This window comes from Cnuibacter sp. UC19_7 (assembly GCF_042699995.1).
Taxonomy (GTDB): Bacteria; Actinomycetota; Actinomycetes; order Actinomycetales; family Microbacteriaceae; genus Cnuibacter.
This window is the reverse complement of record NZ_CP170560.1, coordinates 1,873,583-1,888,403: the sequence shown is the minus strand read 5'-3', so window position 1 is coordinate 1,888,403 and position 14,821 is coordinate 1,873,583. Positions and strand designations below refer to the sequence as shown.

Sequence of the window (14,821 nt, the reverse complement as noted above, 5' to 3'; positions counted from 1 at the left end):
GGGGTCACTGCGCCGGGATGAAGATCTCGACGCGGCGGTTGAGCTGCCGCCCGGCCGGGTTGTCCTGGCCGTCGAGCACCTCCGTCGCGATCGGCCGCGACTCGCCGAAGCCCTGCGCGGTGAGGTCGGCGGTCACCCCATCCGCCCTGAGCGCGGCGACCACGGCGCCGGCGCGGGCCTCGGAGAGCGTCTGGTTGTAGGCATCCGGCCCGATCCCGTCGGTGTGACCCGAGACGATGGCGGACGAGATGCCCGCTGCACCGAGCGCGCCGGCGAGCGAGTTCAGCACCGCGGCGGCGTCGGGGCGGATCGTGCTCTGGTCGAAGTCGAAGAGCACGCCGTCGCGCAGGGTGATCGTGGTGCCGCAGCTCTCGATCGGGGCGAGCGCCGCCAGGGGCGGGAAGCTGCCGAGCGGCGGGACGGGCGGCAGCGGCTCGGCGGTGACGCTCTCGCCGTTCACGAGCGCCGTGCCGTCGCCGAGGTTCTCGATCGTGATCCGTTGGTCGATGTAGGTGCCGGATCCGTCGCCGAAGTTCTGGATCGTGACGGCCCCGTCGGTGTACGTGCCGGATCCGTCGCCGAAGTTCTGGATGGTCTCGGTGCCATCGGCGCGCGTGCCCGACCCGTCGCCGAACACCTGGACCGTGACCGACGGGTCGACGTAGGTGCCGGACCCGTCGCCGAAGTTCTGGATGGTGACCGACCCGTCGGTGTAGGTGCCCGATCCGTCGCCGAAGTTCTGGATGGTGGCGTCGTCGGTGGCGGTGGTGCCGGACCCGTCGCCGAAGTTCTGCACCGTTCCGTCGGGGCCCACGTAGGTGCCCGAGCCGTCGCCGTAGAGGTACGCGCTGCCCGCGCCGGAGGTGACGGCGCCCGTCGCGTCGCAGTGCGCCGGGGTCACCTCGACGCCCGGGATGTCGACGAGCCGCGAGCGCACGTCGATCACGAACGCGGAAGCCGAGCCGTCGAGCGCGGCCAGATCGGGCAGGCGGAAGAGCGGCACGGGCGGGAACTCCCCGACGTCGTAGCCGGGCACGGTCGCCGCCGCGGGCATCCGCGGGGTCGGTGAGGGCGGTGCGGACGAAGCCGGGGGTGCGGTGTCGGCCGAGGCCGAGGACGCCGGAGCGGACAGCGACGCGCAGCCGCCGAGGGCTATCACGCCCGCGAGCGCCGCGCCGACGGCGAGGGTGCCGGTTCGTCGAGAGGAGGAGCGCATGCCTCTACGCTACGGACGCCGTGTCGCGACGTGGTCGCCGGGATGTCGCGATCCTGCGACATCCCCTTCACTCGCGGATGCGTGGATGCGCGGATGCGCGGGTGCGGCAGATGCGCGGATGCTCAGTGGGCGCGGGCCGCGGCGGCGGGAGATAGGGCGGACACCCGATGAGGGGCAGGGGTCTTAGCGAGGAGTGTCGTGCGTGTCGGAGGGAGTGCCTCCGGCCTCGACGAAAGGCGGACGCCGTGTTCTTCCTCATCCTCCTCGCAGCCCTCGCCCTCTGGGCGGCTGTCGTCGCCGTCCTGATCGCGGTGCGCGACGGATACGCCCCTCGACCCACGAACGACGCCCTCGCCCCCGAGGACCGTGTCGAGCCGCTTCCCTACTTCCCCGCGCGCTGACCCCGGCCCGGGGCCCGCACCCACGCGGGCCGGGGCTCAGCGGAGCGACAGCAGCCAGGCGTACAGCGCCATCGAGAGCACGTACACCGCGCACACGATGAGGTATCCGGCGAGGTGCACCTGCCAGCGGCGCTTCCGCTTCAGCCACCATCCCAACCGCTTGAACGCCCACGGCACGAACACCCAGCCGAGCAGCTGCGTCGACACCACGTTGCCGATGAACAGCGACAGCCAGAACGGCACGTCGTGCGCGGCGAACAGGGGATCGGAGACGAAGTAGCCCCAGAGGAACACGATCGGGTACAGCATCATGAGCACGATCAGGTTGCTCTTGAAGATCGGATCGGGCGCGGGCGCCGATCCGGACCAGAACCCGAACCCGTACGACGCCTTCTGCAGGGTGAGCTGCTCGTTGTAGTCGGCGCCCTCCGCGAGGAGCGCGGCCCGCTCGGGGGAGTCGATCCACTTCTGCAGGTGCTCGTCGGTGTCGAACGAGAGCACGACGGTCCAGGTGTCCTGCACGCCCGGGATGGGGCGCTCCACCTTGTGGCCGACGAAGCCGTCGTAGCGCGCCTCCACCGCGGAGATGCGCCGCTGCCAGGCGAGGAACTCGGTCTCGAGCTCGGGCGGCACCCGGCTCGAGATCAGCACGGAGGCCGACTCCGAGCGCTGCTGCGCATCCTCGGTCACGAGGTGGATGTCGTCGTTGCCGAGGAAGTGCGACGAGATCTCCGACGACAGCGCCGCGCGTTCCGGGCTCTGCAGCCAGGCCCGCGCATCCGCCGTCGACCGGAAGCGCTGCACGATCACCCAGTCGACCTGCACGGGCGGGTTCGGGCGGATGACCTGGCGGTCGACGAACCCGGGGAAGCTCGCCAGGGCCGCGCCGACGCGCTCCTGCCACGCCTCGTAGGCGTCGTACGACGACTCGGCCAGGCGTCGGTGGATCACGAGGGCGACGGGGGACCCCGCCTCCGTCGCGGCACCCGCCGACGCGCCGGACGTGCTCACGTCAGGCCTTCTTGTAGAGGCGCTCGCCCGCGACCCAGGTCTCGTCGACGGCGCGCTCGTCGCTGACCATCATGATCGAGAACAGCAGCTCGCCGGCCTGCTCGACGGTCTGCGGACCGCCCTCCTCCACGAGGAGCGAGGCGTGCCAGGCGCTGGCGGGAGGCCCGGCCGTCCAGTCGAGGGCGACGAAGTCGGCCTCCTTGCCGATGTCGAAGTTGCCGACGTACTCGTCGATGTAGAGCGCCTCGGCGCCGCCCTGCGTGATCGACCAGAACGCGCGGAACGGGGAGAGCTTGTTGCGCTCCGACTCGGCGAGGTCCTGCTCGCTCGGCACGATGCTGCCGTCGAGGATCGTGTTGTTGAGCATGCCGACCTTGTACGCATCCTCCAGCACGTTGAGCATGCTGAAGCGGTTGCCGCCGCCCATGTCGGTGCCGAAGGTGAGCTTCACGCGGTGCTCCGGATCGGTGGCGCGGCCCAGGCGGAACAGCCCGGAACCGAGGTACAGGTTCGAGCAGGGGCAGAAGGTGACGGCGGCACCCGCATCCGAGATGCGACGGAACTCGTCGTTCGACAGCCACACGCCGTGCCCGCCCGTGAACTTCGGGCCGACGAGGTCGTACTTCTCGTACATGCCGAGGTAGTCGGTGCAGTCGTCGTGGATGGCGAGCACGCCGCGGATCTCGGCCGGGTTCTCGCTGATGTGCGTGTGCACCCAGAGGTCGGGGTTCTCCTGCTTGAGGCGGCGGCAGGTCTCGAGCAGCTCCTTCGTGGCGCCGAAGGCGAAGCGCGGGGTGATCGCATAGAGGTTGCGACCCTTGCCGTGGTAGCGCTCGATCTGCTCGGTCGCCGCCTCGTAGAAGTCCTCGGGCGAGATGGTGAACCAGTCGGGTGCGTTCTTGTCGATCGCGGTGATGCCGGCGATGACGCGCATGTTGCGGCGGCTCGCCTCCTCGAACAGCTCCTCGGTGCAGACCGGGGCCGAGCTCGTGAAGGCCTGGATCGTGGTGGTGCCCGACGCGAGCAGGTTGTCGAAGAACCGCACCGCGCCGGCCTGCGCGTACTCGCGGTCGGCGTACTTGCGCTCCTCCGGGAACACCCACTTCTGCAGCCACGGCAGCAGCTGCTCGCCGTAGGCGCCCAGCACGCGGGTCTGCGGGAAGTGGATGTGGCCGTCGATGAAACCCGGCACGATGATCCGGTCGCGGATCTCGGTGACCTCGACCTCGGCCCAGCGGTCGGCCAGCGCGTCGTAGGGGCCGAAGTCCTTGATGATCCCGTCCTCGATGACGAGCAGCCCGTCGACCAGGAAGCGGGTGGCGGCGTGCTCGTCGCCCACGTGCTTCCACGGGTCGTCGGTGAAGTCGAGGAAGGTCCCCCTGATCGCCTTGGTGCTCATCCTGCTGTCCCTTCGTGGGCCTCCGGGCGCGCGGATTCGCGCGATGCGGGCTCGTGCCGCCATTGTGGCAGCGGCCCGCGCCCGAGCGCGCCCCCACACCGGGGGAACGTCCGCGAGGGGCTGCCGGATGCGCGAGGGGGTTGCCGCGTCGCGAGTGCGGAGTAGCGTCCAGCCCATGACGGACGACAGGATCCACGACCTCGAGCCGGGCGTCGGCGCCGGCACCGGCGCCACCACGAACCCCGGCCCCGGACACCTCCCGCACAACGGCCGCAGCGCGGCGGAGCTCGCCCCCGAGGCCGCCGCCGAGGGCTACGGCCCCGCCGCCCCCGAGGGTGCGGCCGCCTCAGCGGCGGGTGCGTCGGGTGCGGATGTGTCGGATGCGGACGGCGCGTCGGCTCCGGCCCCGGTGGACCCGGGCGCCGCGGCGGCAGCGCCCGCTGTGGGCGAGGACGCGGACGCCCCTGGCGCGGAGGACGCCCCCACCCCGGGCATCGACGAGGTCCCGGGCCCCCACGGCGTGGACGACCCCGACCAGAACCCGCCCCTCCCCGACTGGGGCCCCACCGACGGCACCCACGGCGAGGGCTGACCCGCCGGTCTCTCTCCCAGGGCTCGAGCACACCCGGATTCCGCGGCTCAACGCCCGCGGAGAGCGCTCTTTTCGGGTGCACTCGCCCCACGCACCGCGCCCCTGCTTGCCCCGCCCGTCCTGTGCACCCAGTTTCCGCGGGGTCAACCGGCCGGGAAAGCGCTCTTACTGGGTGCACTCGCTTCCGTGCGGTACGTGGTCCGGGATGCGCGGTCCGGGATGCGCGCGGAAAGTGAGCACTGGAACCGGCGCGGCTACGCCGGCGCGGCGGGCGGGGCGGGCGGCGCTGACGCGGGGCGGGTGCGGGGCATGCGCAGCGCGAACGCGGCGGCGAGCGCCATCAGCACGAACGCGGAGGCGAACGCGGCCTCGTAGGAGAAGGTGTCGGCGAGAAGGCCCGCGAGTAGTGGGCCGGCGATCGCACCGGCGTCGCCGAACGCCTGGAAGATCGCGACCGGCTGCCCACCCCGCCCGCCCGCGGCGTCGCCGACGGCGGCGGCGGGCGCGGTGCCCTCGAACGCGGCGGCGGCCCCGTAGACGCACAGCAGCACGATGAGCACCCCCACGTTCGGCACGAGCGGGATCAGGAGCATCACGACGGCGCCCACCGCGAACGACGACACGATCGCCGGACGCCGCCCGACCGTGTCGACGAACCGCCCGGCCGGCACGAGCGCGAGCGCCTGCACGACGGCCGCGATCGCGAAGGCGATGCCCGTCCAGGAGGGGTCGCGCCGCAGCACCTCGACGACGAGCACGGGCACGAGCGCGCTCCGCACGCCCATCGAGGCCCAGCCCTGCGCGAAGTTGGCGAGGCAGGCGGCCTGGTAGCGCGCATCCGCGAACACCTGCCGCAGCGGGCGGGGTGGTGGGGCGGATGCGGAGACCTCGGCCCGGTCGTGCCGCTTCAGCAGCACCAGTCCGATGCCGCCCGCGATGACGAGCGTGCCCGCGTAGAAGAAGAAGGGCGCGGTGAGGGAGATGCCGGCGAGGAGGCCCCCGACCGCGGGCCCCGCCATCCCGCCGATGAGGAAGCCGCCCTGGTAGAGCCCCACTGCGCGCCCGCGCAGGTGCGACGGCGCGGCCGCGAGCAGCAGCGTCATAGCCGAGACGGAGAACATCGCCGACCCGATCCCGCCCGCTCCGCGCAGGATGAGCACCTGCGGGTAGTCCTGTGCGAGCCCGACGAGCGCGCTCGACAGGGCGACGATCCCGATGCCGACCGCGAGGGTCACCCGCTCGCCCAGCAGGTCGACGATCTTGCCGACGAACGGGTTCGCGACCAGGCGCATCACCGCGAACGCCGACACCACGGCGCCGACCTCGAGGTACCCGACGCCGAAGCTCCGCACGAAGACCGGCAGCACGGGCACGACCACGCCGAAGCCGACCATCACGAAGAACGCGACCACCCCGAGCACGTACACGTCGCGCGGAAGTCGCTCGCGCGGACCGCCTGACCGCCCGCCGCCGAACGGGAGCCACGGCGTGATCCTGCTCCACCGCCCGCCGTCCGACACCCAAGAACCCTACCCGGCACCGCCGACGCCACCGCCCCGCCGACGTCCACTCCGGATGCGTGAGGCGGGCGGGCGGATGTTGCGAACTCGTGACGATTCTGGCCACGGCCCCCGAAAGGGGGCATCATGGATCGGAACAGTGAGCATCCGTCGAAGAAGAGGGAGCGTCCCATGGCCGTCACCGACCGCACCACCGCGTCAGCGCAGTCGCAGCCCGAGCTGAAACGCGTCATGGGGCCGAAGCTGCTGCTGCTCTTCGTGGTGGGCGACATCCTCGGCACCGGTGTCTACGCGCTCACGGGTCAGGTCGCCGCCGAGGTGGGCGGGGCGGCGTGGGTGCCGTTCCTCGTGGCCTTCGCGGTGGCGATGGTCACGGCATGCTCCTACCTCGAGCTGGTGACGAAGTATCCGCAGGCCGCCGGCGCCGCGCTCTACGCGCACAAGGCGTTCGGCATCCACTTCGTCACGTTCCTCATCTGCTTCACCGTCATGTCGTCGGGAATCACCTCGGCCTCGGCCGCGGGCGGCGCGTTCGCCAGCAACGTCGCCGTCGGGTTCGGTCTCGAGAAGTCGCCGGGCCTCCTGCTCATGATCGCGCTGGCGTTCATGATCCTGATCGCGGCGGTGAACCTGCGCGGGGCGGCCGAGAGCGTGGGGCTCAACGTCGTGCTCACGCTCGTCGAGCTGTCGGGCCTGCTGCTCGTGATCTTCATCGGACTCTTCGCGATCTTCGGCGGGCAGGCCGACTTCTCGCGGGTGGTCGCGTTCGACACCCCGAACGACAAGGCGGTGTTCCTCGCGATCTCGACCGCGACCTCGCTGGCCTTCTTCGCGATGGTCGGCTTCGAGGACAGCGTGAACATGGCGGAGGAGACGAAGGATCCCGCACGGATCTTCCCGAAGGTCATGCTCTCCGGGCTCACCATCACGGCGATCATCTACGTGATCGTCTCGATCGTCGCGGTGGCGATCGTGCCCGTGGGCGAGCTGGCCGGCAACGACACCCCGCTCGTCACCGTGGTCGAGACCGCCGCACCCGGCTTCCCGATCTCCGCGCTCATCCCGTTCATCTCGCTCTTCGCGGTGGCGAACAGCGCGCTCATCAACATGATGATGGCGAGCCGGCTGCTCTACGGGATGAGCAAGCAGGGCGTGCTGCCCCCGTTCCTGTCGAAGGTGCTGCCCGGGCGCCGGACGCCGTGGGCGTCGATCCTCTTCACCACGGTGATCGCCCTCGGACTCACCACCTTCGTCTCGCTCGACTCGAAGAACCCGGTGGCGCTGCTGCTCGGATCGACCACCTCGCTGCTCCTCCTCGCCGTGTTCGCTGTGGTGAACGTCGCCGTGCTCGTGCTGCGGCGCGACAGGGTGGAGCACAAGCACTTCCACACGCCGACGTTCCTGCCGGTGATCGGCGCGATCGCGTGTGTGTATCTGGTGCTGCCATGGACGTCGGGCCGCGCCGCCGGGCAGTACGTGATCGCGGGGGTGCTGCTCGCGATCGGGGTCGCCCTGTGGGCGGTCACGTACGTCGACCGGCGCCACCGCGGCTACGCCACCGACACCTCCCGCGTCGACGACCCCGCCCTCGCGGAGCAGGAGGCGGATCGCGACCTGAGCTGACCGCGCCTGGGGGACCAGGTGGCGAGGTGGATCGCGCGGCGTAGGCTCCGGCGCATCCGGACCCGCCGTGGGTGTCGGAGGAACAGGAGACGATGATGTCCGATCCCGCGAACCGCGATGCTCAGGATGGCCGCGCTGAGCCGGAGGCCCGCTCGGCGGCCGACGACGCTGCGCCCTTCGACAACACCAACGGCCTGGTCGACGGGCTGCACGGCGACGACGCCGGCACCGCCGACGAGGCCGCCGCCGACCGCGACTCCACCGCGTGGGAGTCGCCCCTCGGCGCTGACGCCACGACCGATGCGGTCGACGGCCCCGACTCCGACCCCGCTGTCACCCGGTACAGCGAGGACGACGCCCGCTGAGAGACTGATGCGCGCGGTGCCGTCGTCGCGCCCGCGCGCGCCCGTGATGAGCTCGCGGCGGTGCCACTTCAGCACCGAATCCGGCAGGCCCCGGCCGTTTCTAGGGCCACATCGCCGCATTCGGTGTCGAAGCGACGGCCTCGGCAGCGCCACCCCCGCCCGGCGCCCGCAGCCACCCCCCACCCCCTGGCTGCGGCGCGCGGCGGTGGGAGGATGAGGGGATGGCGTACCTCGCAGACGAGAACCGATACGAGTCCTTCCCCTACCGGCGCACGGGGCGCAGCGGGCTGATGCTGCCTGCGGTGTCGCTCGGCCTCTGGCAGAACTTCGGCGACATCACGCCGATCGACACGCAGCGCGCGATCCTCCGTCGCGCGTTCGATCGCGGGGTGACCCACTTCGACCTCGCGAATAACTACGGCCCGCCCTACGGCAGCGCCGAGATCAACTTCGGCCGCATCCTCAAGGAGGACCTCGCGCCCTACCGCGACGAGCTCGTCATCTCCACGAAGGCCGGGTACGACATGTGGCCCGGCCCGTACGGCGACTTCGGCAGTCGCAAGTACCTGCTCGCCTCGCTCGACCAGTCGCTCGAGCGGATGGGCCTCGACTACGTCGACATCTTCTACTCCCACCGCGCCGACCCCGACACCCCTCTCGAGGAGACGATGGGTGCGCTCGCCACGGCCGTGCAGTCGGGCCGCGCGCTCTACGCGGGCATCTCCTCGTACTCGCCCGAGCGCACGCGCGAGGCGGCACGCATCCTCGGCGAGATGGGGGTGCCGCTCCTCATCCACCAGCCGTCGTACTCGATGTTCAACCGCTGGATCGAGGACGGCCTGCTCGACACCCTCGGCGACCTCGGCGTGGGCTGCATCGCGTTCTCGCCGCTGGCGCAGGGGCTGCTCACCGACCGCTACCTCGACGGTGTCCCGGCGGATTCGCGTGCGGCCCGCGAGGGATCGCTCGGTTCGCGCATGATCACCGATGAGACCCTCCAGCGCGTGCGCGCGCTCAATGAGATCGCGGCGGGCCGCGGGCAGACGCTCGCCCAGCTCGCGCTGTCGTGGGCGCTGCGCGACGAGCGAGTAACGAGCGTGCTGATCGGCGCCTCCTCCGTGAAGCAGCTCGACGACAACCTCGACGCCGTGCAGAACCTCTCCTTCACGGAGGCGGAGCTCGCCGCCATCGACGAGCACGCCGGCGACCGCGACATCAACCTCTGGGCGCCGTCGAGCGCGGTCGAGTAGCAGCGCTCCGGGCCGGGCGCCGTGAGCTGCGGGACAGGGTCCGCGCTCAGCGAGCCTGGCCCGTGACGCGCATCCGCCCCTCGGGGTCAAGGCGCTTCATGAGCGAGTGAGTGATCGCGCTCAGCTGCTCCACCTGCTCGGACGTGAGCTGGTCGAAGACGAGCGAGCGCACGTTCTCGACGTGCCCCGGCGCCGCGGCGACGATCTTCGCCCAGCCCGCGTCGGTCATCACGGCGTTGGTGGCACGGCGGTCGGTCGGGCAGGGCATCCGCTCGACGTACCCCTCCGCCTCGAGGCGGTTCACCACCTTCGAGAGTCGGGGCAGCGTGGAGTTGGTGCGCGAGGCGAGCTCCGACATGCGGAGCGTGCGGTCCTCCGCCTCCGACAGCATGGCGAGCAGGAAGTACTCGAAGTGCGTGAGCTGCTCGTCGTGCACGAGCTGACTGTCGAGCGCGCTGGGCAGCAGCTCGAGCACGGCGGCGAACTGCACCCAGGCCTCGCGCTCCGTGTCGGACAGCCATCGCGGTTCGCTCATCGCCCCATCCTACCGATGGTTGAACCGGCAACTAAAGAGGCGTATCGTGAGTCAATAGTTGTAGATACAACTAAATGACAGAGAGAAGAACGATCATGACCTCCTTCACCATCTTCGGCACCGGGAACATGGGCTCCGCGATCGCGGGCATCGTCTCCGCCGGTGGATCGTCGGTGCAGCACATCGGCCGCGAGACCGATGCGACCGTCGGTGGCGAGGTCGTCGTCCTCGCCGTGCCCTACCCGGCGCTCGACGGCATCCTCGCCGCCTACGCCGACCAGTTCGCCGGCAAGGTCGTCGTCGACATCACCAACCCGCTCGACTTCGAGACCTTCGACGCCCTGGTCACCCCCGCCGACGGCTCTGCCGCCGCGGAGCTGGCCGCCGCTCTGCCGCAGTCGCGGGTGGTGAAGGCGTTCAACACCACGTTCGCCGCGACCCTCGCGACCAAGACCGTCGGCGGATCCGCGCCCACGACCGTCCTGGTCGCGGGCGACGACCATGACGCGAAGGCGCTCCTGATCGACGCTGTCGTCGCCGGCGGCGTGAAGGCGGTCGACGCCGGCGCCCTGAAGCGCTCTCGCGAGCTCGAGGCGGTCGGCTTCCTCCAGCTCACCCTCGCCGTCTCCGAGAAGATCGGCTGGACCGGCGGCTTCGCTCTCCTGCCGTGAGTCCCACCGCGGATGCGGGCGAGGCGCGATCCGCCCGCATCCGCGGTCGTCGCCCTAGGCTGAGTGCATGAGCGAATCGACGATCCCCTCCCGGAGCGGTGGCCGCACCGTCGACACCCTGGCCATCATCGCGCTGATCCTCGCGCTCGGCGCGGTCGCGTGCATCTTCCTCGCGTCGCTGGCGAGCCTCTCGCTGGGCCTCGGCCTCGCGGCGATCTTCTCCGGGGTCCTCTCGCTCTTCCGCCGCGCCCTCCCTGCGAGCCGCTGGATGTGCGTGGCCGCGATCGTCATCGGCCTCGTCCCGGTCCTCCAGCTCTTCGCGCAGCGAGCCGTCGAGTCCGCGGTCTGACGTCAAGTAGGGCGTCGGAGATGCCGCACGCACGGAAGCGGAGGACGGCGACGAGGTCGCTGTGGTCGATCGCCTCCACCGACTCCGTGCTGTCGATCGGGTCGCGCGGGTCCGTGCTCTCGATCGGGAGCGTCGGGTCGTTCGGATCGATCGGCAGCGTGGGGAGCTTCCTCTCGGTGGCCTCGATCGCGTCGGCGCTCTCGCTGCTCGCGGTCGGCTCGTGGCTGTCGGCGGCCGCCGTCCTCTCGGCCCGCGCCCGCCGCGCCGTGCTCTCCGAAGGGGCGACCCACCGTCACGCTCGGCGCCCCTGAGGCAGCACGGCCGGTCGAGCCCGTCGCCTCGACACCGAATACGTGGAAGCCCCGCAGATATCGCGGGGCTTCCACGTATTCGGTGGTGAAGCGACGCCCACTCAGCGCGCCAGGGCGCGAGCCCGCGCCGCACGTGATCAGGGCGCGAGGTACCCGCCGTCGACCACGAGCGACGTGCCCGTGATGTACGAGGCCTCGTCGCTGGCCAGGAAGAGCGCCGCGTAGGCGGTCTCGCGGGGCACGCCGGGCCGCTTCAGCAGGGTGCCGGCGATGAGGGCGGCATTGATGTCCTCCGCCTGGTCCTCGTTCATCGGCGAGAGGATGTAGCCCGGGTGCAGCGAGTTCGCGCGCACCCCGTCGGGCCCGTGCATCGCCGCCACGTTCTTCGTCATGTTGAGGATGCCGCCCTTGGCCGCGTGGTACGCGTGTGCGCTCGGGACGGCCGCGAGGCCCCAGATCGACGACACGTTGACGATCGCGCCCTTGCCCGACTCGATGAGCGCGGGCAGCGCCGCCCGCATGCCGAGGTAGAGGCCCTTGAGGTCGACGTCGATGATGCGGTCCCAGATCTCCGGCGTGGTCTCGAGGATGGGCTCGTAGGTGATGATCGCGGCGTTGTTGACGAGGATGTCGAGGTGTCCGTGCTTCGCGACCGTGTCGGCGACGACGGCGTTCCACTGATCCTCCTTCGTGACGTCGAGCTTCACGAAGTCGATGCCCGCGCCCGAGCCCTCGGGGTCGGCGGGGTCGAGCACGTCGGCGGCGACGACCTTGGCGCCCTCCGCGGTGAACAGCTCGGCCATCGCGCGGCCCTGGCCGCGCGCGCCGCCGGTGATGAGGGCGACCTTGTCCTTCAGACGGTCCATGAGTGTGTCCTTTCGTTGTGGCGTGATGCTGCGGTCACGTGAGTGACGGAGCGGTCATTCCTTGGCGTATCGCCGGGCGAGGGTGGAGAGCCCGACGGCGAGCACGAGGATCGCGCCCTTGAAGATCGGCTGGAACCAGGTCGGTGCGCCGAAGATGCTGAGGCCGTTGAAGCCGACCGCGATGATGAGCACGCCGACCAGGGTTCCGACGATGTGGAACTCGCCGTCGCGCAGGGTCGCCGATCCGAGGAAGACGGCGGCGAACGCATCCAGCAGGTAGCCGTCGGCGGCGGCGAGCGTGCCGCTGCCGAGCGTCGACGAGAGCAGCGTGCCGGTGATGGCCGCGCAGACGCCGGCGGTGGCGAAGGCGAAGATCTTCACCCGGTCGACGCGGATGCCGGAGAGCCGGGCCGCCTCGATGTTGCCGCCGACGGCCTGCATCTTCTGGCCGAGGTCGGTCTTGTTGAGGATGACCCACAGGATCGCCAGCACGATCAGCATGATGAAGATCGGGTTCGGGATGCCGAAGATCGGTCGGCCGAGAGCGATCTGGACGAACTCCTGCGGCACGCCCGCGGCGATCGGGAACGCGCTGTACGCGAATCCCAGGCCGACGAGGATCGTGCCGACGCCCAATGTCGCGATCACCGCGTTGATTCGCACCTTCGTGACGAGGATGCCGTTGGTCGAGCCGATCGCCGCCCCGATGAGCAGGATGAGCGGGAGCGCCAGCAGCACCGGGACGCCGTCGCGGGCGATGAAGCCGACGACCAGCAGGCCCGCGAAGCTCGCCACGTAGCCGATCGAGAGGTCGAACTCGCCCACGACGAGCGTCATCGTCAGGCCCGCCGCGATGATCGCGGTGAGCGACGACTGGTTCAGGATGTTGAGGAAGTTCGGCAGCGTGAGGAACGTCGTGGGTGCTCGCACGGTGAAGGCGATGATCATGATCGCCAGGCCGATGAGCGTGCCGTAGCGCGACAGGACGATGAGCGCCACGCGCTTGGCGCTGCGCCGGGTGGGGGACTCGGGGGCGGGCGCCGTGGGCGCCGGGCCCGCCGGGGCGACGGTCGTGCTCATGCGTTCTCTCCTTGCGGGGTGGGTGCGGATGACGTGGTGGCGCCGACGGGCGACGCGGATGCGGGTGCGGAGCCGCGGAGGTGGGCGTAGGAGAGCTCGATGATCCGGCTCTCGGAGATCTCGTCGCCGACGAGCTCGCCGGTGACGACGCCCTCGCACAGGACGACGATCCGATCGCAGAGGATGTCGAGCTCCTCGACGTCGGAGGAGATCACGATCGTGCCGATGCCGTCGGCCGCGAGCTGACGGATCGCCTCGTGGATCTCGTGGCGGGCACCGACGTCGACGCCGCGGGACGGCTCGTCGAAGAAGAGGACCTTCACGTCGGGCGTCAGCCAGCGGGCGATGAGCGCCTTCTGCTGGTTGCCGCCCGACAGGCCGCCGATGGTCTGCGAGGGGGAGGGGGTCTTGATGCGCAGCTGGTCGATGAGCCGCTGCGCCCTGGCCTTCGACTTGCCGTTCGAGAGGAACGGCAGCGCGCCCACCGACCGCAGCTGTTTGAGCACGGCGATGTTCATGTTGTATGCCACGGACTTGTCGAGCATGAGCCCCTCGGAGCGGCGCTCCTCGGGCACGAGCCCGACTCCCTTCGCGACCGCGCGGGGGATCGATCCGGGGCGCAGCACCTCCTGCTGCAGCCGGAACTCGCCCGCGTCGAGCTTGCCGGCCCCGAACGCGAGCTTCGCGAGCTCCGAGCGTCCGGCGCCGACCAGCCCGCCGATCCCGAGCACCTCTCCGGGATAGAGGCGGAACGACACGTCGTGCACGCGCGGGCCGCCCGCGACATGGGTGGCCTGGAAGATCGGCGGGGCGCTCCGGTCGATGACGCTGCTGCGCTCGCGGGAGGGCTTCTCGACCTCCCGCCCCACGATGGCGCGGATGAGACCGGCCTTGTCGAGCTGGCCGCGGACGGCGGTGTCGGTGACCCGGCCGTCGCGGAAGACGGTGATCCGGTCGCTGAGGTCGAGCACCTCGTCGAGCCGGTGCGAGACGTAGAGGATGGCGACGCCCGACGCGGCGAGGTCCTTGACGACGCGGAAGAGGTCCTGACTCTCCTGATCCGAGAGCGAGGCGGTGGGCTCGTCCATCGCGATCATCGTCGCGTTGCGGACGAGCGCCTTGCTGATGGTGACGAGCCACTGCTCTGCGACGCTGAGCTCGTCGACGCGGCGGTCGAGCGAGAAGCCGATGCCGATGCGGGCGGCGGCCTCCTCGGCGATGGTGCGGGTGCGCTTCCAGTCGATGAACCCGAGACGGGTCACCTTCTTGGCGCCGAGCATGATGTTCTCGATCGCGCTGAAGTGCGGGACGAGGTTGAGCTCCTGGTGGATGAAGGCGAGCCCGGCCTTCTCGGAGGCCCGCGGCGACCCGAACGAGAGGTCCTCGCCGTCGACCGTGACGGATCCGGAGTCAGGGGTGACGATGCCGGCGAGGCAGCGGATCATGGTCGACTTGCCCGCGCCGTTCGCCCCGACCAGGCCGTGCACCTCACCGGCGTGGATGTCCACGTCGACGTCCCGGAGGGCGTGGGCGCCTCCGAACTGCTTGCTGAGGCCTCGTACCTGGAGCCATGCTCCGTCGTTCGCGGACATCGTCGCCTTTCTGCGGTGGTGGGATGGGGTGCGGGACCCG

The 14,821-nt window shown here is 70.7% G+C and carries 16 protein-coding genes; 8 read left to right on the top strand and 8 right to left on the bottom strand.

Going from position 1 to position 14,821, the window contains the following annotated elements; translation table 11 throughout:
• Nucleotides 1-4 precede the first annotated feature (4 nt).
• Nucleotides 5-1,216, bottom strand: coding sequence for an OmpA family protein (locus ACFJGV_RS08870; protein WP_378148422.1), 1,212 nt, complete (start codon nucleotides 1,214-1,216; stop codon nucleotides 5-7).
• Between the two features lie 245 nt (nucleotides 1,217-1,461).
• Between ACFJGV_RS08870 and ACFJGV_RS08865 the strand changes: the two genes are divergently transcribed.
• Complete coding sequence (locus ACFJGV_RS08865) at nucleotides 1,462-1,617, top strand: hypothetical protein (RefSeq protein ID WP_378148420.1); 156 nt, start codon at nucleotides 1,462-1,464, stop codon at nucleotides 1,615-1,617.
• Between the two features lie 36 nt (nucleotides 1,618-1,653).
• Here ACFJGV_RS08865 and ACFJGV_RS08860 read toward each other — a convergent pair whose 3' ends face one another.
• Complete coding sequence (locus tag ACFJGV_RS08860; RefSeq protein ID WP_378148418.1) at nucleotides 1,654-2,628, bottom strand: antibiotic biosynthesis monooxygenase; 975 nt, start codon at nucleotides 2,626-2,628, stop codon at nucleotides 1,654-1,656.
• A 1-nt stretch (nucleotide 2,629) separates the two neighbouring features.
• Nucleotides 2,630-4,027 carry a guanine deaminase gene (gene guaD / locus ACFJGV_RS08855; RefSeq protein ID WP_378148416.1) on the bottom strand — a complete coding sequence of 466 codons (1,398 nt, stop codon included), beginning with the start codon at nucleotides 4,025-4,027 and terminating at the stop codon, nucleotides 2,630-2,632.
• A 175-nt stretch (nucleotides 4,028-4,202) separates the two neighbouring features.
• Here guaD and ACFJGV_RS08850 point away from each other — a divergent pair, with 175 nt between their 5' ends.
• Nucleotides 4,203-4,619, top strand: coding sequence for a hypothetical protein (locus ACFJGV_RS08850; RefSeq protein WP_378148414.1), 417 nt, complete (start codon nucleotides 4,203-4,205; stop codon nucleotides 4,617-4,619).
• 254 nt (nucleotides 4,620-4,873) lie between these two features.
• Here the strand turns inward: ACFJGV_RS08850 and ACFJGV_RS08845 are convergent, their stop codons facing one another.
• Nucleotides 4,874-6,139, bottom strand: a complete 1,266-nt coding sequence (locus ACFJGV_RS08845; protein ID WP_378148412.1) for an MFS transporter — start codon at nucleotides 6,137-6,139, stop codon at nucleotides 4,874-4,876.
• Nucleotides 6,140-6,310: 171 nt separating this feature from the next.
• Between ACFJGV_RS08845 and ACFJGV_RS08840 the strand changes: the two genes are divergently transcribed.
• The 3 genes from ACFJGV_RS08840 (at nucleotide 6,311) to mgrA (ending at nucleotide 9,377) form a co-directional block, all read left to right on the top strand.
• On the top strand, nucleotides 6,311-7,762 hold the full coding sequence (locus tag ACFJGV_RS08840) for an APC family permease (RefSeq protein WP_378148670.1): 1,452 nt from the start codon (nucleotides 6,311-6,313) through the stop codon (nucleotides 7,760-7,762).
• Between the two features lie 95 nt (nucleotides 7,763-7,857).
• Nucleotides 7,858-8,127, top strand: coding sequence for a hypothetical protein (locus tag ACFJGV_RS08835; protein ID WP_378148410.1), 270 nt, complete (start codon nucleotides 7,858-7,860; stop codon nucleotides 8,125-8,127).
• Nucleotides 8,128-8,348: 221 nt separating this feature from the next.
• Entirely contained in the window at nucleotides 8,349-9,377 is a 1,029-nt protein-coding gene (gene mgrA, locus ACFJGV_RS08830; RefSeq protein ID WP_378148409.1) for an L-glyceraldehyde 3-phosphate reductase, read from the top strand.
• A 46-nt stretch (nucleotides 9,378-9,423) separates the two neighbouring features.
• Here mgrA and ACFJGV_RS08825 read toward each other — a convergent pair whose 3' ends face one another.
• Complete coding sequence (locus ACFJGV_RS08825) at nucleotides 9,424-9,912, bottom strand: MarR family winged helix-turn-helix transcriptional regulator (RefSeq protein WP_378148407.1); 489 nt, start codon at nucleotides 9,910-9,912, stop codon at nucleotides 9,424-9,426.
• A 95-nt stretch (nucleotides 9,913-10,007) separates the two neighbouring features.
• Between ACFJGV_RS08825 and ACFJGV_RS08820 the strand changes: the two genes are divergently transcribed.
• The 3 genes from ACFJGV_RS08820 (at nucleotide 10,008) to ACFJGV_RS08810 (ending at nucleotide 11,243) form a co-directional block, all read left to right on the top strand.
• Nucleotides 10,008-10,583: an NADPH-dependent F420 reductase gene (locus ACFJGV_RS08820; protein WP_378148405.1), complete on the top strand. Its 576-nt coding sequence runs from the start codon at nucleotides 10,008-10,010 to the stop codon at nucleotides 10,581-10,583.
• 67 nt (nucleotides 10,584-10,650) lie between these two features.
• A complete protein-coding gene (locus tag ACFJGV_RS08815; protein WP_378148403.1) occupies nucleotides 10,651-10,932 on the top strand; it encodes a hypothetical protein in 282 nt (93 codons plus the stop codon).
• A 20-nt stretch (nucleotides 10,933-10,952) separates the two neighbouring features.
• Entirely contained in the window at nucleotides 10,953-11,243 is a 291-nt protein-coding gene (locus ACFJGV_RS08810; RefSeq protein WP_378148401.1) for a hypothetical protein, read from the top strand.
• A gap of 137 nt (nucleotides 11,244-11,380) precedes the next feature.
• Here the strand turns inward: ACFJGV_RS08810 and ACFJGV_RS08805 are convergent, their stop codons facing one another.
• Genes ACFJGV_RS08805 through ACFJGV_RS08795 form a run of 3 tightly spaced genes read right to left on the bottom strand, consistent with a single transcriptional unit; the run spans nucleotide 11,381 to nucleotide 14,781 of the window.
• Nucleotides 11,381-12,109, bottom strand: a complete 729-nt coding sequence (locus ACFJGV_RS08805) for an SDR family NAD(P)-dependent oxidoreductase (RefSeq protein WP_378148400.1) — start codon at nucleotides 12,107-12,109, stop codon at nucleotides 11,381-11,383.
• 54 nt (nucleotides 12,110-12,163) lie between these two features.
• Nucleotides 12,164-13,189, bottom strand: coding sequence for an ABC transporter permease (locus tag ACFJGV_RS08800; RefSeq protein WP_378148398.1), 1,026 nt, complete (start codon nucleotides 13,187-13,189; stop codon nucleotides 12,164-12,166).
• Entirely contained in the window at nucleotides 13,186-14,781 is a 1,596-nt protein-coding gene (locus ACFJGV_RS08795; RefSeq protein ID WP_378148396.1) for a sugar ABC transporter ATP-binding protein, read from the bottom strand. The genes ACFJGV_RS08800 and ACFJGV_RS08795 overlap by 4 nt, the downstream gene beginning before the upstream one ends.
• Nucleotides 14,782-14,821 lie beyond the last annotated feature (40 nt).